The 25844-nt window shown below is 59.5% G+C and carries 21 protein-coding genes and 1 pseudogene; 14 read left to right on the top strand and 8 right to left on the bottom strand.

What is annotated here, in order from left to right; all coding sequences use genetic code 11:
- Positions 1-215: 215 nt before the first annotated feature.
- The 7 genes from JFT86_RS12710 (at position 216) to JFT86_RS12680 (ending at position 7880) form a co-directional block, all read left to right on the top strand.
- Positions 216-2627, top strand: a complete 2412-nt coding sequence (locus JFT86_RS12710) for a glucose/quinate/shikimate family membrane-bound PQQ-dependent dehydrogenase (protein ID WP_201236943.1) — start codon at positions 216-218, stop codon at positions 2625-2627.
- 205 nt (positions 2628-2832) lie between these two features.
- Complete coding sequence (locus JFT86_RS12705) at positions 2833-4062, top strand: hydroxymethylglutaryl-CoA reductase (protein WP_201232600.1); 1230 nt, start codon at positions 2833-2835, stop codon at positions 4060-4062.
- A gap of 45 nt (positions 4063-4107) precedes the next feature.
- Positions 4108-5127 carry a hypothetical protein gene (locus tag JFT86_RS12700; RefSeq protein WP_201232601.1) on the top strand — a complete coding sequence of 340 codons (1020 nt, stop codon included), beginning with the start codon at positions 4108-4110 and terminating at the stop codon, positions 5125-5127.
- A complete protein-coding gene (gene mvaD / locus JFT86_RS12695; RefSeq protein WP_201232602.1) occupies positions 5124-6125 on the top strand; it encodes a diphosphomevalonate decarboxylase in 1002 nt (333 codons plus the stop codon). Before JFT86_RS12700 ends, mvaD begins: the two co-directional genes overlap by 4 nt.
- 257 nt (positions 6126-6382) lie before the next feature.
- Positions 6383-6868 carry an Hcp family type VI secretion system effector gene (locus JFT86_RS12690; protein WP_201232603.1) on the top strand — a complete coding sequence of 162 codons (486 nt, stop codon included), beginning with the start codon at positions 6383-6385 and terminating at the stop codon, positions 6866-6868.
- Positions 6865-7578: a DUF4225 domain-containing protein gene (locus JFT86_RS12685; RefSeq protein ID WP_242489265.1), complete on the top strand. Its 714-nt coding sequence runs from the start codon at positions 6865-6867 to the stop codon at positions 7576-7578. The genes JFT86_RS12690 and JFT86_RS12685 overlap by 4 nt, the downstream gene beginning before the upstream one ends.
- The gene (locus JFT86_RS12680) at positions 7575-7880 is read left to right on the top strand and encodes a hypothetical protein (protein ID WP_201236942.1); all 306 of its coding nucleotides are present in this window, start codon (positions 7575-7577) and stop codon (positions 7878-7880) included. The genes JFT86_RS12685 and JFT86_RS12680 overlap by 4 nt, the downstream gene beginning before the upstream one ends.
- Positions 7881-7988: 108 nt before the next feature.
- Here the strand turns inward: JFT86_RS12680 and JFT86_RS12675 are convergent.
- Positions 7989-8193 (bottom strand): annotated as a pseudogene (locus tag JFT86_RS12675) (Tn3 family transposase); the annotation flags it as partial.
- Positions 8194-8543: 350 nt separating this feature from the next.
- Here JFT86_RS12675 and JFT86_RS12670 point away from each other — a divergent pair.
- From JFT86_RS12670 to cmoB, 6 genes are all read left to right on the top strand, one after another.
- Positions 8544-8918, top strand: a complete 375-nt coding sequence (locus JFT86_RS12670) for a DUF6124 family protein (RefSeq protein ID WP_201236941.1) — start codon at positions 8544-8546, stop codon at positions 8916-8918.
- A 784-nt stretch (positions 8919-9702) separates the two neighbouring features.
- Positions 9703-12120: an endopeptidase La gene (lon, locus tag JFT86_RS12665; RefSeq protein ID WP_207197108.1), complete on the top strand. Its 2418-nt coding sequence runs from the start codon at positions 9703-9705 to the stop codon at positions 12118-12120.
- 215 nt (positions 12121-12335) lie between these two features.
- Complete coding sequence (locus tag JFT86_RS12660; RefSeq protein WP_201236940.1) at positions 12336-12728, top strand: protease inhibitor I42 family protein; 393 nt, start codon at positions 12336-12338, stop codon at positions 12726-12728.
- 2 nt (positions 12729-12730) lie between these two features.
- The gene (locus JFT86_RS12655; protein WP_201236939.1) at positions 12731-13366 is read left to right on the top strand and encodes a lysoplasmalogenase; all 636 of its coding nucleotides are present in this window, start codon (positions 12731-12733) and stop codon (positions 13364-13366) included.
- 211 nt (positions 13367-13577) lie between these two features.
- On the top strand, positions 13578-14321 hold the full coding sequence (gene cmoA / locus JFT86_RS12650) for a carboxy-S-adenosyl-L-methionine synthase CmoA (RefSeq protein ID WP_201236938.1): 744 nt from the start codon (positions 13578-13580) through the stop codon (positions 14319-14321).
- Positions 14318-15274, top strand: coding sequence for a tRNA 5-methoxyuridine(34)/uridine 5-oxyacetic acid(34) synthase CmoB (cmoB, locus tag JFT86_RS12645; protein WP_201236937.1), 957 nt, complete (start codon positions 14318-14320; stop codon positions 15272-15274). Before cmoA ends, cmoB begins: the two co-directional genes overlap by 4 nt.
- Before the next feature lie 111 nt (positions 15275-15385).
- Here the strand turns inward: cmoB and tadA are convergent, their stop codons facing one another.
- The 7 genes from tadA to treP form a co-directional block, all read right to left on the bottom strand.
- Positions 15386-15883, bottom strand: a complete 498-nt coding sequence (tadA, locus tag JFT86_RS12640; protein ID WP_201236936.1) for a tRNA adenosine(34) deaminase TadA — start codon at positions 15881-15883, stop codon at positions 15386-15388.
- Entirely contained in the window at positions 15883-17259 is a 1377-nt protein-coding gene (locus JFT86_RS12635; RefSeq protein WP_201236935.1) for a multicopper oxidase family protein, read from the bottom strand. The genes tadA and JFT86_RS12635 overlap by 1 nt, the downstream gene beginning before the upstream one ends.
- Before the next feature lie 117 nt (positions 17260-17376).
- A complete protein-coding gene (locus JFT86_RS12630) occupies positions 17377-17667 on the bottom strand; it encodes a PTS transporter subunit EIIB (RefSeq protein WP_201232608.1) in 291 nt (96 codons plus the stop codon).
- A gap of 2 nt (positions 17668-17669) precedes the next feature.
- A complete protein-coding gene (gene ptsP, locus JFT86_RS12625; RefSeq protein ID WP_201236934.1) occupies positions 17670-20207 on the bottom strand; it encodes a phosphoenolpyruvate--protein phosphotransferase in 2538 nt (845 codons plus the stop codon).
- 62 nt (positions 20208-20269) lie between these two features.
- Entirely contained in the window at positions 20270-21493 is a 1224-nt protein-coding gene (locus JFT86_RS12620) for a carbohydrate porin (protein ID WP_201232609.1), read from the bottom strand.
- Between the two features lie 106 nt (positions 21494-21599).
- Positions 21600-23246: an alpha,alpha-phosphotrehalase gene (gene treC, locus JFT86_RS12615; protein WP_201232610.1), complete on the bottom strand. Its 1647-nt coding sequence runs from the start codon at positions 23244-23246 to the stop codon at positions 21600-21602.
- 127 nt (positions 23247-23373) lie between these two features.
- On the bottom strand, positions 23374-24816 hold the full coding sequence (gene treP, locus JFT86_RS12610) for a PTS system trehalose-specific EIIBC component (RefSeq protein ID WP_201232611.1): 1443 nt from the start codon (positions 24814-24816) through the stop codon (positions 23374-23376).
- Between the two features lie 235 nt (positions 24817-25051).
- Here treP and treR point away from each other — a divergent pair, with 235 nt between their 5' ends.
- Complete coding sequence (gene treR, locus JFT86_RS12605) at positions 25052-25756, top strand: trehalose operon repressor (RefSeq protein ID WP_201232612.1); 705 nt, start codon at positions 25052-25054, stop codon at positions 25754-25756.
- The last annotated feature ends 88 nt before the right edge of the window (positions 25757-25844 follow it).

Genomic DNA, 25844 nt, shown 5'->3' with positions numbered 1-25844 from the left:
AGCACACGTAAATCCATTGTAGGAGTGAGCCTGCTCGCGATAGCGGTGTTTCAGGTCACATCTCCAGAGACTGACACACCGCCATCGCGAGCAGGCGAAGGCCTACAAAAGAATTTAGCTAGCTACACAAGTTTTATCTGAACCATGCCCGTGCCAAATCGTCATCTACAGTGACTACAGCGCGGGACTACATAAACGTCACGGAGAATCACACTATGAGCACCGAAAGTGCTTCGAGTCGGGGCCGTCTGCTACCGAGCCTGCTCGGCATTCTGCTTCTACTGATGGGCCTGGCCATGCTGGCCGGAGGGGTCAAGCTGAGCATGCTCGGCGGCTCGCTGTACTACCTGCTGGCCGGTATCGGCATCGCGCTGAGCGGCATCCTTCTGCTGATGCGCCGTCGCGCGGCGCTGGGCCTGTACGCCATCGTCCTGTTTGCCAGCACCGTTTGGGCGCTGTGGGAAGTCGGTCTGGACTGGTGGCAACTGGTGCCACGTCTGGCCCTGTGGTTCGTCCTCGGCTTCGTGATGTTGCTGCCGTGGTTCCGTCGTCCACTACTGCTCAACGGCCCTGCGCCGCTGGGCACTGGTGGCTTGACCGTGGCTGTGGTTCTGGCCGGCGTCACTGCCCTGGCCAGCCTGTTCACCCACCCGGGCGAAACCTTCGGCGAACTGGGCCGCGACACTGCGGACATGACCAGCACCGCGCCAGCCATGCCGGATGGTGACTGGCAGGCCTATGGCCGCAGCGAATTCGGTGACCGCTACTCGCCGCTGAAGCAGATCACCCCCGCCAACGTCGGCAAACTGCAAGAAGCCTGGCGCATCCAGACCGGCGACCTGCCGACCGCTGATGACCCGGTCGAGCTGACCAACGAAAACACCCCGCTCAAAGCCAACGGCATGATCTACGCCTGCACCGCGCACAGCAAAGTGTTGGCACTGGACCCGGACACCGGTAAAGAACTGTGGCGCTTCGATCCGCAGATCAAGAGCCCGGTCGGCTTCAAAGGCTTCGCGCACATGACCTGCCGTGGCGTGTCGTACTACGACGAAGCCGCGTACGCCAAAACTGAAAACGCAGCCTCGGCAGTGATTTCGGAAGCTGGCAAAGCCGTCGCTCAGGCCTGCCCGCGTCGTCTGTACCTGCCAACCGCTGATGCCCGCCTGATCGCCCTGAACGCCGACACCGGCAAGATCTGCGAAGGCTTCGGCAAAAACGGTGTGGTTGACCTGACCCAAGGCATCGGCCCGTTCACCGCCGGTGGTTACTACTCCACTTCGCCAGCGGCGATTACCCGTGATCTGGTGATCATGGGCGGTCACGTTACCGACAACGAATCGACCAACGAGCCATCGGGCGTGATCCGCGCCTTCGACGTGCGCGACGGCCACCTCGTGTGGAACTGGGACAGCGACAAGCCAGACGCCACCGAGCCTTTGGCGCCGGGCGAAATCTACAGCCGCAACTCGGCCAACATGTGGTCGCTGGCCAGCGTCGACGAAAAACTCGGCATGGTTTACCTGCCACTGGGCAACCAGACTCCAGACCAGTGGGGCGCTGACCGCACCCCGGGCGCCGAGAAGTTCAGCGCCGGTGTTGTGGCTCTGGACCTGGCCACCGGTAAAGTGCGCTGGAACTACCAGTTCACCCACCACGACCTGTGGGACATGGACGTTGGCAGCCAGCCAACCCTGCTCGACATGAAAACCGCCGACGGCGTGAAACCTGCGCTGATCGCCCCGACCAAGCAGGGCAGCCTGTACGTTCTCGACCGTCGTGACGGCACGCCGATCATCCCGATCAAGGAAATCCCGGTCCCGCAAGGCGCCGTGAAAGGCGACCACACCGCACCGACCCAGGCCCGTTCGGACCTCAACCTGCTGGCCCCGGAACTGACCGAAAAAGCCATGTGGGGCGCGAGCCCGTTCGACCAGATGCTGTGCCGCATCCAGTTCAAGGAACTGCGTTACGAAGGCCAGTACACCCCTCCTTCGGAACAGGGCAGCCTGATCTACCCGGGTAACGTCGGTGTGTTCAACTGGGGCGGCGTTTCGGTCGATCCGGTTCGCCAGATCCTCTTCACCAGCCCGAACTACATGGCCTTCGTCTCGAAAATGGTGCCACGCGAAAAAGTCGCGGCCGGCAGCAAACGCGAAAGCGAAACCGCTGGCGTGCAACCAAACACCGGCGCGCCATACGCGGTGATCATGCACCCGTTCATGTCGCCATTCGGCGTACCGTGCCAGGCCCCGGCCTGGGGCTACGTCGCCGGTATCGACCTGACCACCAGCAAAGTCGTGTGGAAACGCAAAAACGGCACCAGCCGCGACAGCTCGCCAATCCCGATCGGCTTCACCCTCGGCGTGCCGAGCATGGGCGGTTCGATGGTCACGGCCGGCGGCGTCGGCTTCCTCAGCGGCACCCTCGACCAGTACCTGCGTGCGTACGACGTCAACTCCGGTAAAGAGTTGTGGAAATCGCGCCTGCCAGCAGGTGGCCAAGCGACGCCGATGACCTACACCGGCAAGGACGGCAAGCAATACGTGTTGCTGGTTGTCGGCGGTCACGGTTCGCTGGGCACCAAAATGGGTGACTACGTGATTGCGTACAAACTGCCGGAATAAGTTTTAACGGCGGTAACAAGAAGGCGATGCCCCAAACGGGGCATCGCCTTTTTTTGTGCCTGGCGAGATGAGCATATGGCAGCGTCTCAATCGCCAATCGGTATAGACAACTGTCAACTCTGACAGTCGCCACGAGAGCGTTTCTTGCCGATCATCAATGACAGGTGCACGCAATGACGCACCTATAGATGAGCGGAGCCCTCCGATGTCCATCACCCCGCATTTTGGCACTCACTGGATCGAAGCGCTGATCAACGGTGACCTGCACCTGCATCAGTTGCCGGATAACCTCACGCAAAAAGAAGCCGCGCTGATCCGCCGCGAAGCGCTGCAACACATCAGCGGTATGTCCCTGGACACCATCGGCCGTTACACCTTCGATCCGCAACCGGCAAAGTGCGAAAACTTCATCGGTGCCATCCAGATACCGCTGGGCGTTGCCGGGCCGTTACTGATCAAGGGACAGGCCATCACGGCGCAGGAACCTCTGTATGCTCCCATGGCCACCAGCGAAGGCGCGCTGATTGCCAGCGTATCCCGTGGTTGCAGTGCAATTCACGCGGCCGGCGGCGCGCTGGTTCGGGTCGAAGACATCGGCATCACCCGGGCACCGGTGTTTCGCTCCACCGGTATCTTGCAGACTGAAACTTTCCTGGCCTGGATCAGCAGCCACTTTCAGCAGATCAAATTGCTCTGCGAACAGGACAGCAGCCATCTGCAACTGCAAGACATTGTGCCGGCGGTGGTCGGCACCTCGATCTACCTGCGCTTTCGCTTCCACAGCGGCGATGCCATGGGCATGAACATGGCGAGCATCGCCTGCGACCGGGCGATCACTCAACTGATCAGTCCAGAAACCGGTGTGCCGTGCATCAGCATCTCAGGCAATTACTGCACCGACAAAAAACCTTCGCGAGTGAACTTCCTCAACGGGCGCGGCAAGCGCATTCATGCCGAAGTCCATCTGAGCGCCGACATCCTGCGCGACATTCTCAAGACCGACGCCACCTCGTTATGCGAGGTGCAATACCGGAAAAATCTGCTGGGCTCGGCCATGGCTGGAACCATTGGCTGCAACGCCCACCACGCCAACATCCTCGCCGCTTTCTTCATCGCTACGGGTCAGGACGTCGCGCAAGTGGCTGAGAGTGCAATCGGCATCACTTGTATCGAAGCCTGCGAACATGGCGCGATTTACGCCTCGATTCTGTTGCCTGATACGCCACTGGGAACCGTCGGCGGAGGCACCGGCCTGAGCACCCAACGTGAAGCACTGGCGCTGATGGGCATCGTCCCCGGCACCCGCGCGCCGGGTGTTGACACCCGGCGTCTGGCGGAAATTCTCGGGGCCCTGGTGCTCGCCGGCGAACTGTCGATCATGGCCGCACAGGCCTCTCATCAACTGGTACAGGCGCACAAGCGCCTGGGCCGCTGAAACATGCGCGTGATCCACGCCAGGGCACCAGGAAAAATCATCCTGATGGGCGAACACGCCGCCCTTCACGGCTGCCCGATACTGGCCTGCTCGGTAGGGCTGTATTGTCAGGTATGGCTACAGCCGCGTCAGGACGGGCAGCTCAAACTGCAACTGCCCGACCTGGCACTCGAAGCCGTTTATCCACCGAGTTACCTGGCCGATTACGCGCGCGATGTTCGGCAAGCATGGGAGCTCTATTGCAACACCCCCAACCCACAGACCTTTGCTCGACTGCGGTGTGACGACCGCGATCATCTGGTCAAATGCGCCATCGGCGAAATCCTCCTGCATGTGCCCGCGCAGGACTGGCGCGGCTTCAGCCTGCGCGTCCAGTCGCAGATTCCGCTCGATGCCGGATTCGGCAGTTCCGGCGCCCTTGCGGTGACGCTGATGGCCGCGTTGTCACGGCTGTTCCGGCTGAACGCGGCGCACCATCCGCTGGAATCCCTGGCGATGCAGGTCGAACGCTACCAACACGGCCAGCCTTCGGGGATCGATCACAACACCAGTCTGCGCGGCTCGCTGGTCGAACGTCGGCGCGATCCCTATGGCGCATATCATTTCACCTCGTGGTCCGACACCAACCTGAACCTGCCACTAGCAGATCTGCGCATTTACCATACCGGCGGCGCCCGTGAGAGCACCGGCCAGATCATTGCCGCTACGCGCCATCGACTCGAAGGCAGCAACAATCCGCTTTTGGCCAGCCTGTGGCGCCATACCGAACGTTTTCGCGCCCTGTTGCAGCAATCGCCCCCGCCGCTCGACGGCTTGAAAACCGTGGTGCGGGCCTACGAAGCGGATCTGGAAAGCCTGGGCGTAGTGCCCGCCCCGATCATGGAGGCGATCCGAGCCATCGAAAAATCCGGCGGCGCAGCCAAGATCTGCGGCGCGGGTGGATTGTCCGGGGATCAGGCGGGCGCGCTGTTGGTGATTGACGCAGCAGACCTGCCAGAGCTGGCGCGCTATCAGCGAATCAACGCGGCACTGGCGGTGCCTGGGCTGGAGCTCAGCGAGTCATGAAGCGCATCAGTGTCTCGTCCCCCGCCAACATCGCGCTGATCAAGTACTGGGGCATGCGCGACGTACAAAACACGGAGCCCAACAATGCCTCCCTTTCAATGACCCTGAACCGCTGCGTCAGCCGCTGCACCCTGGCGACCCTGCAACGCGGTGTGAGCGATGAAATACTCTGGCAAGTCTCCAGCGGCGCATTGGTACCGGCTGACCCGACACTGCGCCAAGGTATCGAGCGCCATCTGCAAACGCTGCGGGAACACTTCGACCACTGGCAACCCTTGCGCATCGCCACGACCAACAGCTTCCCCACCGGCGCAGGCATCGCCTCCTCGGCGGCGGGGTTCAGTGCACTGACGGTAGCCTTCGCCGTGCACTGCGGGCACTCGCCGCAGCACCCCGACCTCAGTGATCTGGCACGTCGCTCCGGCTCCGGCTCGGCGGCACGCTCAGTGCTCGGCGGCTTCGTGCAATGGCCGTGCGATGCTCTGCTGCTGTCAGGCCCCGCGCGACAAATCGCCCCGGCCCACCATTGGCCGCTGCGCGACCTGATCGCCGTGGTCGACCCTCGCCCCAAAACTGTCAGCTCCCGCCAGGGCCACCTCGCCGCTGCAAGCAGCCCCTTCTATTCGACCCGTCTGGATCGGCTCCCGGAGCGCCTGGACAACCTGCGTCGGGCCATCCTCGAACGCGACTTCGACACCTTGGCCGATCTCGTCGAGCGCGAAGCCGTGGAACTGCACATGATCGCCATGACCTCGCAACCGCCAATTTTCTACTGGCAACCCGCGACCCTGGCGATCCTCGCACGGGTACGCCAACTGCGCAGCGAAGGCCTGGAGGTTTGCGCCACCATCGACGCCGGTCCCAACGTCCACGTACTGTGCACCGCGCAAGATAGCCCCGGAATATTCGCCGAACTACGCAAACTGCACGGCATCGAACGCTGGATCCTCGACCAAGCGGGCGACGGCCCGAGGCAATTGCATGAACATCTGTTTTGATGAAGACAGACTCTTGATAGGGGGCATTATTCGATTGCGTAGATACTGCCGGAATAAGCTTTAGCGGCGGTAAAAGAAAGGCAATGTCCCGTGAGGGGCATCGCCTTTCTTTGTACGTGCAATTTCTGAATACACCGGAGAAACCTGGGCCGCCGGATCCGGTTTTAGAATATTTCGTATGGCTTTTCAGAAACGCCCTACAGCGTACCTCAAACCCTTGTAATAGGATGTTCCGCTGACTACAAGGAGTGTCACGTATGGCTAACCATGGTTACATGACCATCACCGGCAAGGCTCAAGGATTGATTTCGGCGGGTTGTTCAACCCAGGATTCTATTGGCAACAAGTGTCAGTCCGGGCATACCGACGAAATTATGGTGCTGTCTTACTCCCATAACATGGTCAACATTGGAAATATCAATAAGCCAACACATAATCCAATTATCATCACCAAAAATGTTGATAAATCCTCGCCACTCCTCGCCCAAGCACTCTCAACTAGAGAAAAAATAGACTGCACAATTAGCTTTTATCGAGTCTCTCCTTCCGGCATGCAGGAAAGATTCTATTCAGTTTCGATCAATGGCGGGGTTATTGCTGACCTGACACTTGAAATGCCTCATTCCATTTTGCAGAACGATGCCGAACCGCAAGAACATATAGCCATCCGTTACCGAGATATAACTTGGACCCACCATGCTGCTGGCACTAGCGGATATGGCACATGGGGAAATAACGAATGAAACCACTGAGCGAGAGTTGCACGCCTGGTAGTTGTGACTACTGGATGGTCAGTGCCGCCGCTGGAAAACTTGGAAACCAAGCCAGCACATTAGGTGTTAGACACATCAAAGACGGCATGCTGCGCTTGCAGTTCAACCGCGAAATCGCCTATTACGCCAAAAGCATTGTAGATGACGTTGCTCAGGGCAAAAAAACTCCTGAACAGGGTTTTCAGGAACTGAAGAACGAACAAAGTAGTTTGCTTAGTCAGTCATGGGAAATAGCCAAAAAAGGTGCCGGCGCTATCGCGGGTGCAATGCAGGTTATAACGGGCGGGGGGATATGCTATGCCTCAGCAGGTACGCTGTGTCTCGTGGCTGGAGTGCCAATGATGGCCCATGGAGCAAATAACATTTATGAAAACGGACGCAATCTTCTAGAGGATCGAACTGATACAGAAGGTCCTGTCAGGAAGGGTTATCAAGCCATAGCAAAATCGGTGGGATATGAAGCGCGTGAAGGAAATTTAGCCTACAGTACCGCTGACTTAGGCCTGTCTGTCTATGGCCTGAGTCGATACATATTAAAGCCCGATGCCTGGCGCTTGTTTAGATATGTCAGAACAGACTATGTACGATCTTATAAAGGAATGGGCGTTAGCGCATGGGGGCTTGAAATACATACCGACTTCCAAACAGGAAAACAGATCTACCAAGAGAGCGCGAAATGATTGTGTGGTTTTTCCCTATCTTGGCCGTTTGTGGCGCTTTTTTCGCCTACCTTCTAAAAGTGCGCCTCTCGGGAAATAACTTAAATAGCATTAAGCTTTTTTTCTGCCTAATATTCAATGGCTTATTTGTTGTGCCTTATATAGATATCATTGAAAACAATGATTTTCTGTTTTTAGGGCATAGACCAGAAATAATTGCAGAACATCCATTTATTGGCTGGATTGCGTTTTCTTGCATATTCATTCATTCATTTTCACTACCGGTTAAGCGGAAAGTTAAGTGGTTATTTTCACGAAAGTGAGCTCACACCAATTCAATACCCATAAACACTCTTTCAAAACTGCGTCCTGGTAATCCTCACAACCATCGCTTGAATTACGCACCGCCGCTCAGCGATCAGTTCGAACTTGACCGTCTGGCGGGCAAGTCCGTTGAGCTTGCCGTAAACCGCGTCCGGACGTGTACGCCAAAACTTGGTAACGCCAACGTCGGCCGGGCGTGGACAGAAGTGATAAACAACCCGAACACCCAATCGCTGTAGGCGTCGGTATCGGTCACGATTTGTGTTGGTGCAAATCGGCTTGCTGTGCCAGCACCACCGCGAGTAATACCATCTTGTAGGAATTGTGCTTGTCCTACAGATAACGGAGATTGCGCGGAGATTTCCGACAAGTCGTGTCGGTTGTGCGTCGGAAATCGGGTGGATAGGCTCGGGGGGTCGCTGCAAATACAGCGATGGGGCGTCGCGGCCCGAGCAGTTCATTCGATTTGATGCATAATCGCCGGCCCAAACTGAAGCGCTCAGGTGCTTTTTGTCTGGTTTGATGGTGGCTGTGCGCGGGATACCTTCGGGTATGCCGAGATTGCCGAATGGCTCGGTCCGCGAACCCGCGTACAGCTGCCACCCTCTGTCGCGTCGCGGTGATTGAGAGTGACAGCCCCACTTCTCATTCGGAGCTTCACAATGAAAAAGCCGACACCCAATCCCCCAGAAACCGACACCACATCGCCCTACGAATCCCTCGATTCCAAGAAATTCCACGAAGCCGCCGAACGCGCCCTCGACCACTACCTCAAACCGAACGCGTTCACCCTTCCGTTCCACAAACCCAGCACCATGTTCCTGGTCGCGCCGGATCAGGACAGCGAAAGCCTGCTGGCCCACGCCTGCGAATCACTGGCCCAGGCCAGCCTCATGAGCAGCGACGTCGCCGCCTACATCGACCTCCCGCAGCGGCGAACGATTATGGCCATCCAGCAAATCATCATGCTCGCCGAACTGGCGGTAAACCGCGTGCTGGACAACCTCGAAATTCCCCAGCCCCCAGCACACAGCTAACCCCTCGTGGGAGCGAGCCTGCTCGCGAAGGCGTCAGCCCATCCAGCAGTTATGGCACCTGACACAGCGCTTTCGCGAGCAGGCTCGCTCCCACAGGTAATTTGAATGCTTTCAGTAAGAAAAATGGTCGGCTGTCAGGCCGCCTTCGCGTGCAGGCTAGCCCCCACAAAACAGCATCAGCAAGATCAAAAGATCGCAGCCTTCGGCAGCTCCTACAGGGAATGCGTACATCCGCCAAAGACTGGTCAGCTATCAGGCCGCCATCGCTGGCAAAACAGCTCCCACAAAAAATGAGCACACCCCCGCACGCGGCGCATGCCGCCCCACTCAACACAATGAGCGTTAGCTCGAGTACCGCTCTTGATCTCAAGGCCCGTCGGAAGGCTGAGCGGAGGGATTGATCCGGGGGTGGGAGCGCAGCGACCGTTTGGCGCAGCCAAATGCATCGAGAGGAGGTGCAGCGAAGCAAACCGTAGGCGATGCGCCCGGATCAATCCCGCAGCGAAGGAACCCGAGCCCCAGCGAGGGCCGTACGTCAGGGTAAAGCCTTTTCGGTTACCTTTTCGGCGTTTGGAAAAGGTGACTCGCTGTAAGAGCGAAACCGCCAGTGGCAACACCCGCAGAAACGGATATCCCCCCAAGAACATGGTCGGCCCAAAGGCCGCCAAGCCAAAAAGCCAACCCTGTCAAAACCCTGAACACACAAACAGAAACACACCCCCACCATTGAAACCACTCAAGCCCTGCCCCATCTAAGACCCATACCCCATTGCGCAGGTGCCCCATGAGCGACCAGCAAGAATTCCCGGAAAACCCAGACGACTACACCGAAGCCGAACACATCGAACACACCTCCTCCGGCAAAGGCCTCGCCCTGCCAGGCCAGAACCTGCCGGACAAGGTCTACATCATCCCGATCCACAATCGCCCGTTTTTCCCGGCCCAGGTCCTGCCGGTCATCGTCAACGAAGAACCGTGGGCCGAAACCCTCGAACTGGTCAGCAAATCCGATCACCACTCCCTGGCCCTGTTCTTCATGGACACCCCCCAGGAAGACCCGCGCCACTTCAACACCGACGCCCTGCCGCAATACGGCACCCTGGTCAAAGTCCACCACGCCAGCCGCGAAAACGGCAAACTGCAATTCGTCGCCCAGGGCCTGAGCCGCGTGCGCATCAAGACCTGGCTGAAACACCACCGCCCACCGTATCTGGTCGAAGTCGAATACCCTCACCAACCGACCGAGCCAACCGACGAGGTCAAGGCCTACGGCATGGCGCTGATCAACGCGATCAAGGAACTGCTGCCGCTCAACCCGCTGTACAGCGAAGAGCTGAAGAACTACCTCAACCGCTTCAGCCCCAACGACCCGTCGCCGCTGACCGACTTCGCCGCCGCCCTGACGTCCGCCACCGGCCCCGAGCTGCAAGCCGTGCTCGACTGCGTGCCGATGCTCAAGCGCATGGAAAAAGTCCTGCCGATGCTGCGCAAGGAAGTCGAAGTCGCGCGCCTGCAAAAAGAGATCTCGGCGGAAGTTAACCGCAAGATCGGCGAACATCAGCGCGAGTTCTTCCTCAAGGAACAACTCAAGGTCATCCAGCAGGAACTCGGCCTGACCAAGGACGACCGCAGCGCCGACCTCGAACAGTTCGAGCAGCGCCTCGAAGGCAAAGTCCTGCCGGCGCAGGTGCAAAAGCGCCTCGAAGAAGAAATGAACAAACTGTCGATCCTCGAAACCGGATCGCCGGAATATGCGGTTACCCGCAACTACCTCGACTGGGCCACCTCGGTGCCGTGGGGCGTCTATGGCGAGGACAAACTCGACCTCAAGCACGCACGCAAAGTCCTCGACAAACACCACGCTGGCCTCGACGACATCAAGGATCGCATCCTCGAATTCCTCGCCGTCGGTGCCTATAAAGGTGAGATCAGCGGCTCCATCGTGCTGCTGGTCGGCCCGCCGGGCGTGGGTAAAACCAGCGTCGGCAAATCCATCGCCGAATCCCTCGGCCGGCCGTTCTACCGCTTCAGTCTCGGCGGCATGCGCGACGAAGCCGAGATCAAGGGCCACCGCCGCACCTACATCGGCGCGCAGCCGGGCAAACTGGTGCAGGCGTTGAAAGACGTCGAAGTGATGAACCCGGTGATCATGCTCGACGAGATCGACAAGATGGGCCAGAGCTACCAGGGCGACCCGGCCTCGGCGCTGCTGGAAACCCTCGATCCGGAACAGAACGTCGAATTCCTCGACCACTACCTCGACCTGCGCATGGACCTGTCGAAAGTGCTGTTCGTCTGCACCGCCAACACCCTCGATTCGATCCCCGGCCCGCTGCTCGACCGGATGGAAGTGATTCGCCTGTCGGGCTACATCACCGAAGAAAAAGTCGCCATCGCCAAGCGTCACCTGTGGCCGAAACTGCTGGAAAAGGCTGGCGTGTCGAAAGGAAGCCTGAGCATCAGCGACAGCGCGCTCAAAGCCTTGATCGACGGTTACGCCCGTGAAGCCGGGGTGCGCCAGTTGGAAAAACAACTGGGCAAACTGGTGCGCAAAGCGGTGATGAAACTCATTGATGATCCGAAAGCCGTGATCAAGCTCGGGCCGAAAGACCTCGAAGCCTCGCTGGGACATCCGGTGTTCCGCAATGAACAAGTGCTGTCCGGCACCGGCGTCATCACGGGCCTGGCATGGACCAGCATGGGCGGCGCGACCCTGCCGATCGAGGCCACGCGAATTCACACACTCAATCGTGGTTTCAAACTCACCGGGCAACTGGGTGACGTGATGAAAGAGTCGGCGGAGATTGCCTACAGCTACGTCAGCTCGCACCTGAAGCTGTTCGGCGGTGATCCGAAATTCTTCGACGAAGCCTTCGTCCACCTGCACGTACCGGAAGGCGCCACACCGAAAGACGGCCCGAGCGCCGGCGTGACCATGGCCAGCGCCCTGCTCTCCCTCGCGCGCAATCAGGCGCCGAAAAAAGGCGTGGCGATGACCGGCGAACTGACCCTGACCGGGCATGTGCTGCCGATTGGCGGCGTGCGCGAGAAGGTGATTGCGGCGAGAAGGCAGAAGATTTTCGAGTTGATTTTGCCAGAGCCGAATCGGGGTAACTTCGAGGAACTGCCGGATTATCTGAAGGAAGGGATTACCGTGCACTTCGCCAAGCGGTTTGCGGATGTAGCGAAGGTGCTCTTCTGATAGTTCTTTGGTGACATGACTACCGTTATCGCGAGCAGGCTCACTCCTACAGTGAGAGGTGGTGTTCACAAATCCTGTGTTCACCACAAACCCCTGTAGGAGTGAGCCTGCTCGCGATGGCGTCAGCCCGGACACCAACACTCCCGGACTGTCACACTTTGTCTCATCTTCAGTTATGCTCGCCGTTCGTCGCCAACGCCGGAGCCGCTGACCTTATGTCCCCCACTCGCCTGTTTGTCCCCCTCGCCCTTTCGTTGCTGGCCGCTTGTGCCACGCAACCAAAACACAACGTGACCGTGGAAAAACAAAGCGAATGCCCCGTCCGGCTCACTAACGGGCAAAACCTCATCATCATGCTGCCAAGCAACCCGACCACGGGTTATCGCTGGGCCATTCAGGATTCGGCTGGCGGCGTACTCCGCGCACTCAGCCCCGAGGTCTACAGCAATCCGGAAGATGCCGGCGTCGTCGGCGCAGCGGGTTTGTCGACCTGGCGCTTCCAGGCCTTTGCCCCCGGCACCGGGCGCCTGCGCCTGACCTCACAACAACCGTGGGCACCGGAAGTGTTACCGGTGGAAACCTTTGACTGCGCGATTTCGGTGAACTGATCGTGGGCTGGCTGATTCTGGCGCTGATGGGTGCGGTGACGTTTCTGTACGGTGTCAGCACGCATGCGGCGTTGCTCTGCCTGCTGGTCAAACCTTTACCGATGCTGGCGTTGCTCGGCTGGCTGCACGATGCGCCACCCAGCGACTATCGGCGCTGGATCAGCCTCGGTCTGATTTTCTCTCTGCTCGGTGATGTGTTGCTGGCGTGGCCGGGGGATTTGTTCGTGTTTGGCCTCGGTGCGTTTCTCATCGCGCATCTGGCGTATCTCAAGGCTTATCTCAGCGATTGCAAACGTCTGGCGCTGTTGCCGCTGGTGCTCGCGGTCGGCGTCGGCGCAGTGCTGCTGGGGATTCTGATTTCCAGCGGACTCGGACCGTTGCTGGTGCCGGTGATTGTTTACGGCACGGCGATCAGCGCCATGCTCTGGCGCGCCCTCGCACGCCTGGGTACTGACGTGCCGAAGCGCTCGGCGTTATTGGCAGCAGGTGGTGCGCTGGCGTTTGTGTTCTCCGACAGCGTGATCGGTATCGACCGTTTTGTGTCGCCGTTCCATGCAGCGCCGTACGTCATCATCCTCAGCTATTGGTTGGGACAGTGGGGTATTGCGGCCTCGGCCTTCTCCCAAAAACACCGCTGACTTTGTGGTGAGGGGATTTATCCCCGATGGGCTGCGCAGCGGCCCCGAAACCGGTCAATCAGGTATGTCAGACAGACCGCAGGCACAGGTTTTGGGACTGCTTCGCAGCCCATCGGGGATAAATCCCCTCGCCACGTCGGACAACCCAAGCATCCCCGCGCCACTTTGGCTAAAATGCCGGCCTTTTCCACCGACACCGCCGGACACCGCCGTGAGCAAAGAACCCGATCGCATTTTCGCCCAGCCCCTGGACAAGGTGCCTGACTTCGCCTTCAACGAAGACGTGGTGCGGGTGTTCCCGGACATGATCAAGCGCTCGGTGCCGGGTTATCCGACCATCGTCGAGAACCTTGGCGTGCTCGCGGCGCAGTTCGCTCAGCCCAATAGCGTGCTTTATGACTTGGGGGCCTCCCTCGGTGCGGTGACCCAGGCGCTGCGACGCCATGTGCGCACTGACGGCTGCCGGGTGATCGCGGTGGATAACTCGGCGGCGATGGTCGAACGTTGCCGCGAGTACCTCAACGGTCAGGATTCCATGTTCCAGGAGTTGCTGCCGGTCGAAGTGATCGAGGGCGATATCCTCGCGCTGGATTTCAAACCCGCTTCGGTGGTGGCGCTGAACTTCACCCTGCAATTCATCGCCCCGGATCAGCGCACCGCGTTGCTCTCGCGCATCCGCCAATCGTTGTTGCCCGGCGGCGCCTTGATTCTCTCGGAGAAGCTGCGCTTCAACGATGCCGAAGAACATCAATTGCTCACCGATCTGCACGTCGCGTTCAAACGCGCCAACGGCTATAGCGAACTGGAAATCGCCCAGAAGCGCAGCGCCATCGAAAACGTCATGAAGCCCGACAGCCTCGAAGAACACCGCGAACGCCTGCTGGCCGCCGGGTTCTCGAAAGTCGTGCCGTGGTTCCAGTGTCTTAACTTTGCCTCGTTGATTGCCTTGCCATGATTGATCTGTCCCCTCTCGCCCGCCGTCTGGCCGGCACACCACTGGCCGAATGGGCCAACACCCTGCAAGCGCAACTCGACAAGAAAATGGAGAAAGGTCACGGCGATCTGGAGCGCTGGCAAAGTGCGCTGGATGCCTTGCCGAAGATCCAGCCGAGCGAAATCGATCTGCTCAACGGCCTGAAACTCGACACCGATTGCGCCGATGAAACCCGTGCGCAAATGCGCACCGCGCTGATGGGCTTGTCGCCATGGCGCAAAGGGCCGTTCGATCTATTTGGCGTGCACGTCGACACCGAATGGCGTTCGGACTGGAAATGGTCGCGGGTTTCACCGCATCTGGATCTGCAGGGCAAACGCATCCTCGATGTTGGCTGCGGCAACGGCTACTACATGTGGCGCATGCTCGGCGCCGGCGCGGACAGTGTGATCGGTGTCGATCCGAACTGGCTGTTCTTCTGCCAGTTCCAGGCCGTGCAGCGTTACCTGTCAGAGCCAAACGCGTGGCATCTGCCATTCCCGTTCGAAGACCTGCCGCCGAATCTGGAAGGCTTCGACACGGTGTTTTCCATGGGCGTGTTTTACCACCGCCGCTCGCCAATCGAGCATTTGCTGGCGCTGAAGGACTGCCTGGTCAAGGGCGGCGAACTGGTGCTGGAAACGTTGGTGGTCGAAGGCGACAAGCATCAAGTGCTGGTGCCGGAAGATCGCTATGCGCAGATGCGTAACGTGTGGTTCCTGCCGTCGGTGCCGGCGCTGGAGTTGTGGCTGCGTCGAGCAGGTTTCACCGATATTCGTTGCGTAGATGTCAGCACCACCACCGTCGAAGAACAGCGCGGCACCGAGTGGATGAAGTACCAGTCGCTGAGCGATTTCCTTGATCCTGAAGATCACAGCAAGACGATTGAAGGACTGCCGGCGCCGATGCGGGCGGTGATTGTCGCCCGTAAGTAAAGGAATAACCCTGTAGGAGTGAGCCTGCTCGCGATAGCGGTCTGACAGTCAGATAAATGGTGGCTGTCAGACCGCTATCGCGAGCAGGCTCACTCCTACAGGGGTTTGTGTTTATTCAGATGGTTTAGCGCGCCGGGCGCGGAAGAACTCGGTCAGCACCGCGCCACACTCCTCCGCCAGTACCCCGCCTTCATACAACACCCGATGATTCAAAAAGCCCTGGGTAAAAAACTGCCCCTGGCTCTGAACAATCCCGGCCTTGGGTTCCAGCGCGCCATACACCACCCGCGCCACCCGCGAATGGACGATCAGCCCGGCGCACATGCTGCACGGTTCCAGCGTCACGTACAGCGTGCTGCCCGGCAGGCGATAGTTGTTCACGGCTTGTGCGGCGGCGCGGATCGCGACCATTTCCGCGTGGGCGCTGGGGTCGCTGGCGCTGATCGGGCAATTGAAGCCGCGACCGATGATCTCGCCATCCTGCACCAGCACCGCGCCCACTGGCACTTCACCGAGCGCCGCACCTTGCGCCGCGAGGGTCAGGGCTTCACGCATGAAATCGCGATCACGGCTGCGGTCGATGATCGCCGCGGGGCGAATCTGGCGCATCACTTCACCTCGATGGCGGCCATCAGGCCGGTTTCCATGTGGTCAATCACATGACAGTGGAACATCCACACCCCCGGGTTATCCGCCACCAGCGCCACTTGCGCACGTTCGTTCTTGCCCAGCAGATAGGTGTCGGTGAAGTACGGAATGATCTTGTGACGGTTCGACGCAATCACCTTGAAGCTCATGCCATGCAGGTGGATCGGGTGCTGATACTGGGTCATGTTCTTCAGTTCGAAGATATAGCTCTGGCCCAGTTTCAGGCTGGCAATCGGCCGATCGGCACAGGTCTTGTCGGTGATGTCCCAAGCCTTGCCGTTGATCTGCCACAGGCTTGGCGGCTTGCCGTTGTCGACGTTGACCGACACCGAACCGACCCATTCGAAATTGAAGTTGAGTTTCTCGGCATTGGCCAGGTCCGGTTCGGCCACCGGATTGGCGGGCAGCGCTTTCGGCCAGTCCGTCGGTGCATCGGTGTTGGCCACCGAGCGCAGGGTGCCCAGACGCACCGGGCCGTTGCGTAACGAAAGTTCTTCGCCCGCCGCCGGTGCCTTGATCGCCAGACAGATGCGCATGCCGGGGCCGAGCCAGTATTCCTTGCCCAGCGGGCGAGGTTCCACCGGGTTGCCATCCAGCGCGTAGATCTTTGCCTCAACGCCAGGAATGTTGATGCGATAAGTCAGGGTGTTATCGAGATTGAGCAGACGCACGCGAGTGATCTGCCCTGCCGGCAATTCGATCACTGGCGCAGGCACGCCGTTGATGGTCGACAAACGCCCCGCCGTGCCACCGCGTGCGGCCTCGCGCGGGATGCTGAATTCGACAAAGTTGCCTTCATCGTCGATGTGCCAGTTCTTCAGGCTCAGGGTCTTTTCATACTTGAAACCGGTCGGCTCGCGCTCTTCGATGATCAGCGGCCCGACCAACCCGCGACCGAGTTCTTCGCTGCTGCTGACGTGCGGGTGATACCAGTAGCTGCCGGCGTCCGGCACGCGGAATTTGTAGTCGAAGTATTCGCCCGGCAGCACCGGCAACTGCGAGACGTACGGCACGCCGTCCATTTCCAGCGGCAGGCGAATGCCGTGCCAGTGGATGGTGGTCGCCACCGGCAGATGGTTGATGAAGCGCACTCGTAGCCATTCACCCTGACGCACACGCAATTCAGTACCCGGCGCCGAAGGACCGAACGCCCAGGCCTCGGTCTTGTGGCCCGGCACCAGTTCCACGTCCAGCGGCGCTGCGATCAACTCGTAGTCGTGGCCCGCCTCGGCGTCGGCCATCTTGCCCAGCCAGTAACGCGATGCGCCCCCCGCGCCAACGCCAACGACAACAAGACCGGCCAGGCCACCGAGGATTTGGCGACGGGTAAAGGACATGAACTCAACTACCTCACGTATCAGCGACAGACCCTGAAGGCCCGTAAAAGGCGAATACGATACACCTGCGGTTGAGAAACAGTAAGGGTGACCTGAGGCCGCACATGCCCTCCGCGCTCAGGTTCGCAGGCCGGTGATCAAGTGCACCACGCCGCCCTCCAGGGGCATGACACCCGCGACACCGGCCTTGCTCAGCGCCTGGCGATCCATCAGCGACACATCGCCCAACGCCACGCGTACGCGGGTCAACGCAACCGGTTGCTGCGATTTGAGGTTATCCACACCGCCCAGCGCCACGACGATCTCGGCACTCAATCCGTCGGCTGGCTCAGCCTGCACCGGCGGCGTATCCACCACCAGATCCGGGGTCAGGGCTTTCCAGAATGCCTGCTGCAATTTATCGAACATGTTCAGTTCTCCAGAGCCGGTAAAGTTTCGACTGTCGCTTGGTGAAACAGGCGCAGCGCCTCGCGTACTTCTTCAGCGCTCTCCAGCCCTTGCACCTGCTCGGCAATGGCCTTGCAGTCGAGCAGATTCACCTCGCGTACCGCCGCTTTGATCGCCGGAATCTGCGGCACACTCACTGACAGCTCATCTACCCCCAGCCCCAGCAACAGCGGCACCGCCAGACGCTCGGAGGCCATCGCCCCACACACCCCAACCCATTTGCCGTGGGCGTGTGCGGCGTTCACGGTCAGCGCAATCAGCCGCAGTACCGAAGGATGGAAGCTGTCAGCCTGACTGGCCAGACGCGGATGATCGCGATCCATGGCCAGGGTGTATTGGGTCAGATCGTTGGTGCCGATCGAGAAGAAGTCCACGTGCGGCGCAAACACGTCGGCCATCAAAGCCGCTGCCGGCACTTCAATCATGATCCCCAGTTTTGGCAGTTGATCCAGATTCAGCGCCAGCGCTTCCTCCTCCAGCATCTGCCGCGCCAGACGCAGTTCCGATAGCTGAGTCACCATCGGCAACATGATGTGCAGGCGCGTCAGGCCGACACTGCCGAGGATGGCGCGGAACTGCTCGCGCAACAGGTCCGGGCGCTCCAGACACAGGCGAATCCCGCGCAACCCGAGGAACGGGTTGCTTTCCCTGTCCATCGGCACGTAGGCCAGCGGTTTGTCGCCGCCGACATCCAGCGTGCGCACCACCAGGTTGTGCGACGGCCCGACCGCCCGGGCGATGGCGCTGTAGGTCGAGACCTGCTCGTCACGCGTGGGCGCATGATTGCGATCCAGATAAAGAAACTCCGAACGTAAAAGCCCCACGCCTGCGCTGCCCACGGCCATCGCCCGTTCGGTTTCGCTGAGCGAGGCAACGTTGGCTGTGACCTCGATGTGATGCCCGTCGCGGGTGCAGGCAGCTTGCGTCGCCTGCGCCTGCTCGTGTTGATGACGCTGACGTTGTTGTTCGTGCCTGGCGTGCCACTGGTTGATCGCCTCAGGCTCCGGATGCACATGCAGCTCGCCCCGGTCGGCGTCGAGCAATACCTGGGCGCCATTGGCCAGCGTCAACATTTGCGCAGGCATCCCGCAGATCGCCGGCAAACCACAGGCTCGGGCCAGAATCGCGACATGACTGGTCGCCCCGCCACCGACGGTGGCGAATCCCAGCACTTTGCCGGTGTCGAGGCCGGCAGTCTGCGATGGCGTCAGTTGCTCGGCGATCAGAATGCTGCCGGCCGGCAGTTCCAGCGCATGTTCGCTGACCCCGAGGATCCGTTTGAGCACGCGCTGGCCGACGTCAGCCAGATCCGCCGCCCTTTCAGCCAGCAACGGGCTGCCGAGTTGCTGGAAAAGTGTCGCCGTCGCCGCAGTGGCCGCGCGCCAGGCAAACGCTGCACTTTTGCCCTCAGCGATCAACGCCTGAGCCTGATCAAGCAGACTCGGATCTTCGAGCAGTTCCTGATGCGCCTTGAAAATTTCTGCCTGAGTTTCACTGCTGGCGATGTCGCGCAGATGCTGCAAGGCCATGTCGGCCTCGATCAGCGCGTTCGCCAGGGTTTCGCGTTCGATGTGCGAACCGGCGCCAAACTCCTTCACGTCGAGCGTCGGTTCGGTAATCGTTATCACCGTCCCCAATGCCGAACCGGGAGATGCACAGACGCCACGCAAAACCGTCAGGACTTCTGGCTCGACACTCTCGACGGGCGCCGCAGCAACCACTGCCGTCACCGCTTCGCCGCAGCCCTCGGCCAGTAACCGGGTAAGCGTATTGATCGCGTCTTCAGCATCGTCGCCCAGCGCGCTGACCTGCACGCTGTCCCCCCAAGCGGTCTGCAACGCCATGATCGCCACCAATGACTTGGCATTGGCTTCGGCCTGCTGTTTATGCAGGTAAATCTGCGCGCAAAAGCCCTTTGCCGCTTGCGCGAACACCGCCGCCGGACGCGCATGCAGGCCATTCGGATTGGGCAGTTTCAGCGATTGCGAGAACAGCCTTTCGCCCTCTGCAACCACAGGTTCGTCGCCGCTCGCCGCGGCACTGGCGAGGCTCAGCAGTGCCTGGCCGGTTTCGACCAGACCGCTTGGCGCGACTTGCCAGGTGAATGGCTCACCGCTGACCACCAGCATCAGGGTCATCAGACTGCGGGCATTCAGCGCAAGGTAATCGGCATCGAACTCGATCAGTGTCTGCCCGACTTCAACTCGCTGCCCCTCTTCGACCTGCCGGGTGAACCCCTGCCCCGCCAGGTTCACCGTATCAAGACCGATGTGCATCAATACCTGAACGCCAGTGTCGCCGGTGATGCTGATCGCATGCCCACTGGCCTGCACGTTGCTGACGACTCCCGCGAGGGGCGCGCACAACGTTGACGAAGTCGGATCGATGCACAGACCGTCGCCGATCACGCGACTGGAAAACACCGGGTCCGGCACTTGTTCCAGCGGTATCAGCACGCCGGACAAAGGTGCCAGCAGTAGCAATTGTTGGGATGTGGCCATGACGTCACCTGCGGTTTTGTTCTCTGAAGTGCCCGTGGAGCGCGACGCCCCACCAGCATCGCTTATTTCCACCAGTACTCGACCTGCAATCCGACGTTCGCACCGTGGCGCGCAGTGCCGAAGGCGCCGGTATCAGACAGGGCCGAGCCTTTGGCCAGTTCGTTGGCCGCACGTTTCGCCGCCTCGTTCCAGGTGGCATAGGTGTAATACAGCCGCACCTCGGGGCGTGCCCAGAATTCCGGGCCCTTGGGTGACCAGGTCGGAGCGAAGGTGAACTTGCTCAGCTTGCGTGTCCCGCCCGGGGCTTCGACTTGATCGTGACCCATTTCGGTGACCAGTTTGAACTGCTCGGTCAGCGCATAGGTCGGACGCACGCCCAGGGAAATCCAGTTCTGGTCAGCACCGTCCGGGCGTATGTCCTTCTGATAAACCGCCTCGACTTGCCCACCAAAACGCGGCGTCACCTGCCAGTCGAAAAACTCCACAATCCGATAGCTCTTGTTGCTGTCGTCGAGTTTGACGTTACCGGTGTAGCCCAGTCCGGTGCCCGGCCCCTCGCCGTATTGCAGTGCCAGTTTGTTCTTGCCGCCGAGAAGATCCTTCTGCACATGTTGCGTGGTGATCGCCCAGCCACGGTGGGCATCGCGGCTGTCAGGCTTGTCGATGTAGCTCAGGCCGAACTCAAGTTCACCGCCGGGATTGGTGTTGAAACCGGCCACGTTGAAATCATGCCGGTTGATGTAGTCCTTCTGGTAAAGATTGTCCTTGCGCGAGAACGCGTAGCTGTATTTCAGATCGCCGATCAGCACGTCCTCGACCCCGCCACCGGTGGCGCTTTGGTTCCAGTAGTAAAAATCGGAAATATGGATGTCGTTACGTTTGTAGTAACGGCGGCCGGCCCAGAGTGAGCCGCCGTTGAGCGCGGGCATCGCCGACCACTGGGCGTAGGCCTGCGGCAGGCGAATCGAACCGTTGTCTTCGTTGAACGTCGGGCTGCGGTTATAGCGGTTGTACAGCGAGGCCATGCCGTCGACGCTGAGCACCGAGCCGTCGTCGAGGGTGTACAGGTCCTGACGCAGCTCGAGCTCACCGTACTGTTCGCATTCGTTGCCCAAGCGGTATTTGGTTTGTGCTCCCGGTAACTGAAAACATGACTGGCCACCGCCCTTGAGCGAATTGCCAATGCCACTGCGCAAGTAACCACCGAACTCCAACGCATGCGACGACTGTGGAAACGCGAGGCATATCCCTGCCACTGCAAGGCTGCGATTTATTGTTGTTTTCATAAGCCACCCCATTATTTTTATTGTGTGTTTGCATGAATTCGGCGCGCAAAACTCCCCCGCGCAGGGCTCTGCGTGTTTATTTCAAACGGTGTTTTTCAGTGAATGATCAAGGGTCGATCAGGTGCAGAACGAACGATTCGTAAGGTCGCAAAATCACCTGTCGATTACGCTGCGGGCAGTCCGGGTAATTGCTGATCAGCAAGCGCTGGCTCAGCGTGTCGTCGATCTGCATGGGCAGTTCGACTTCGCACGGTGTGCCGTAGAAGTTGTTCACCACCAGCAGGCGCTCCCCCATCCCCTCGCGCAGGTAAACCCAGACTTGCTTGTGCTCCGGCAACAACTGCCGGTAGACACCGTCGGACATCAACGCCTCAGTGCGCCGCAACGTGATCAGGTGGCGGTAGTGATGCAGCACCGATTGCGGGTCGTCGAGCTGCTGGGCGACGTTGATCTGCGCGGCATTCGCCGGCACCCCGATCCAAGGTTCAACGCTGCTGAAACCGGCATTCGCTTCAGCGTTCCAGTGCATCGGCGTACGTCCGTTGTCGCGGGACTTCTGCATGATCGCGGCCATGTTGTCGGCGTCGCTGGTGCCCCCTTCGCGCTTGAGACGGAAGATGTTCAAGGTTTCGACATCGCGGTACTGATCGATGTGTTCGAACCCAGGGTTGGTCATCCCCAACTCTTCACCCTGATACACGAACGGCGTGCCCTGTAAAAAGTGCAGTGCGGTGCCGAGCATCTTCGCCGAGAGCTCCCGGTACTCGCCATCATGGCCAAAACGCGAGACCACCCGTGGCTGATCGTGGTTACACCAGAACAGCGCATTCCAGCCGCCACCGGCCTGCATGCCGGTCTGCCAGTCGGAGAGAATCCGCTTGAGTCGCAGGAAATCGAAATCGGCGCGAACCCATTTCTGCAGGTTCGGATAATCGACTTTCAGGTGATGAAAATTGAAAGTCATCGACAGCTCTTGCGATTGCGGATTCGAGTAGCGAATGCAGTGCTCGAGGCTGGTGGATGACATCTCGCCAACGTTGATCAGGTCGTGCCCCTCGAAGACTTCGCGATGCATCTGCTGCAAATACTCATGGACGTTCGGGCCATCGGTGTAAAAACGACGACCGTCGCTGTTGTCCTCGGGAAAGTCCGCAGGCTTGGAGATCAGATTGATCACATCGAGACGGAAACCACCCACGCCCTTGTCGCGCCAGAAGCGCATCATTTTGAACACTTCGGCGCGCACCTTGGGGTTGTCCCAATTCAGATCGGCCTGGGTGTGGTCGAACAGGTGCAGGAAATACTGCCCGGTCTGAGCTTCGTACTCCCAGGCCGAGCCACCGAACTTGGATTCCCAGTTGTTCGGCTGATCACGCCAGATATAAAAGTCGCGATACGGATTGTCGAGACTGCTGCGCGCCTGCTGGAACCAGACGTGTTCGATCGAGGTGTGGTTGACCACGATGTCGAGCATCAGCTTGATCCCGCGCTTGCCGGCTTCGGCGATCAGCAGTTCGCAGTCGGCCATGCTGCCGTAACTCGGGTCGATCGCGTAGTAATCGCTGATGTCGTAGCCGTTGTCACGTTGCGGTGAACGCAGGAACGGCGTGATCCACAGGCAATCGACACCCAGCCATTGCAGGTAATCGAGCTTGGCCACGACCCCGAGCAGATCACCGGTGGGGTTGCCGGCATGGCTGTGAAAACTCTTCGGGTAGATCTGGTAGATCACCGAACGCTGCCAGTCTTGCATGGCACATCTCCCTCTTGAATATGTTGACCTCTGTAGGAGCTGCCGCAGGCTGCGATCTTTTGATGTTTTTTTTAAAAAGCCAAAGTCAAAAGATCGCAGTCTGCGACAGCTCCTACAGGGGTTGGCATCAGGCCACCCGGTAGCCGGGACGGACAATCTTCATGCTCAGCGCACAGGTCAGAACAAACGGCACAACCATGGCAATCAGCATCCCGATCACAAACATCGGAATGAACTGCGGAATGATCGAGATGAAACCGGGTAAACCACCGACGCCAATCGCCGAGGCCTGGATCTTGTTCAGCGACAGGAAGATGCAGCCCAGCGCCGAGCCGGTCAGCGCCGCGTAGAACGGAAACTTGTAGCGCAGGTTGACCCCGAACATGGCCGGTTCGGTGATGCCGAAATACGCGGAAATCGCCGAGGTTGAAGCCATGCTTTTGTCCCGCGCATTGCGCGTCATGTAGAACACTGCCAGCGCTGCACTGCCCTGGGCGAGGTTGGACATGACGATCATCGGCCAGATAAATGTGCCGCCCTGGGTCGAGATCAACTGCAGATCGACCGCCAGGAACATGTGGTGCATGCCGGTGATCACCAACGGTGCATAGAGCAGTCCGAAAATCGCCCCGCCGACCATCGGCGCCAGATCAAACAGCATGACCACGCCTTCGGTGATCAGGATGCCGAGATGACGGGTCACCGGGCCGATCACCGCCAGCGCCAGCACACCTGTGACAACGATGGTGGTGATCGGCACCACCAGCAATTGCACCGCATTGGGCACTCGCGCCCGCAGCCATTTCTCGATGACGCTCATCACGTACGCGGCCAGCAATATCGGCAGGATCTGCCCCTGATAACCGACTTTCTCCACCTGAAACAGACCAAGGATGTCGAAGTACGGCATTTGTTGCCCGTCCAGCCCGGCCACGGCCTTGCCGTAGTTCCAGGCGTTGAGCAGATCCGGGTGAACCAGCATCAGGCCGAGCACGATGCCGAGGATTTCGCTGCCGCCAAAACGCTTGGCCGCCGACCAGCCCACCAGTGCCGGCAGAAACACAAAGGAGGTGTTGGCCATCAGATTGATCAGGCTCCAGAGCCCGTCGAGTTTCGGGTAGGCGTCCAGCAGGGTCTGGCCCTCGATGAACATGCCCTTGGCACCAAGCAGATTGTTGATGCCCATCAGCAGGCCGGCAATGATCAGTGCCGGCAGGATGGGCATGAACACATCGGAAAACACCCGCACCAGACGCTGCATGGCGTTGATCTTTTCGGCACTTTTCTGTTTGACGTCGGCGATGGTCGACGCCGCGAGACCGGTCTGCCGACGCAGCTCGGCGTAGACCTTTTCCACCTCGCCAGGACCGATCACCACCTGATACAGACCGCCAGTGAAAAACGAGCCTTTGACCAGGTCGATCTGGTTGAGCGTGGCGCTGTCGACCAGGCCGGGATTCTTCAGGGCCAGACGCAAGCGCGTGACGCAATGTGCAGCCTGTTCGAGGTTCTCACTACCGCCAAGGCTTTGCAGCAGCTCGCTGGCGATCTTCGGATAGTCATGGCTCATGCTTGTTCTTCCACTGTGGGTTGTTGTTATAGGCAGCACGTCGAAGCGAAAAATACTCGTACAGACGAGTTAATGCAATAACTCGTCTGTACGAGTTTGTTTTTGCCTGTTGCCGCCAGACCGTGGGCGAATCTTCCTACCCCGCCCTAAGGCAATTTCCATTCCCCACATGGACAAAGCCCTACCCTGCCCTTAAGGTTCGAAGCTTTGAGCACAGCCGGCACAGAGCCTACCCATGAGCAAATACAACCAGATCTATAGCGATCTGCTGGCCAGCATCACCACTGAACGCCTCGAACGCGGCGCGCGACTGCCGTCCGAAACAGAGCTGATGGACAGCTATCAGGCCAGCCGGGGCACCGTGCGCAAGGCGATCGAGCTACTTCAGGAGCGTGGTTTTGCGCAAAAGATTCATGGCAAGGGCACGTTCGTTCTGTCGACCAACCCGATCGAATTCCAGCTTGGCGGCATCGTCAGCTTTCAGGAAACCTATCCACGTCTGGGCAATGACGTCAGCACCGAAGTCGTCGAGCTGACCCAGATACCGCTCGAAGGCGCCTTGCTCGAACACATCAATGCCGAACCCGGCAGCCTGATCACCCGCGTCAAACGCGTGCGGCGAATCGACGGCAAACGGGTGATTCTCGACATCAACCACTTCGTCGCCGAGGTGATCCCCGACCTGTCTCGCGATATCGCCGAACAATCGATCTACGCCTACATCGAACAGAATCTGCAGCTACAGATCGCCTACGCCCAACGCACAATCGAAGCCGTGCCGCGCAGCAAGGATGATCTGCAGCACCTGGACCTCGACGGGCAGAGCCATGTGATCGTGGTCAGCAACCAGACGTTCCTGCAGGACGGCCGACAATTCGAGTACACCGAATCGCGCCATACCCTGGACAAGTTCTACTTCTCCGACGTAGCCCGACGCTGACCCCGACACGTTTCGCATGTCGGCGTGCGGTATCCATGTAGTGCACTCCCCCGGGGCGAATCAGCCATGCTCGGCCTTCGTTTCTCAA

It is taken from the genome of Pseudomonas sp. TH06 (assembly GCF_016651305.1).
Lineage (GTDB): Bacteria > Pseudomonadota > Gammaproteobacteria > Pseudomonadales > Pseudomonadaceae > Aquipseudomonas.
Note: the sequence above shows the minus strand (reverse complement) of the source record. Positions and strands in the feature narration are given on the sequence as shown.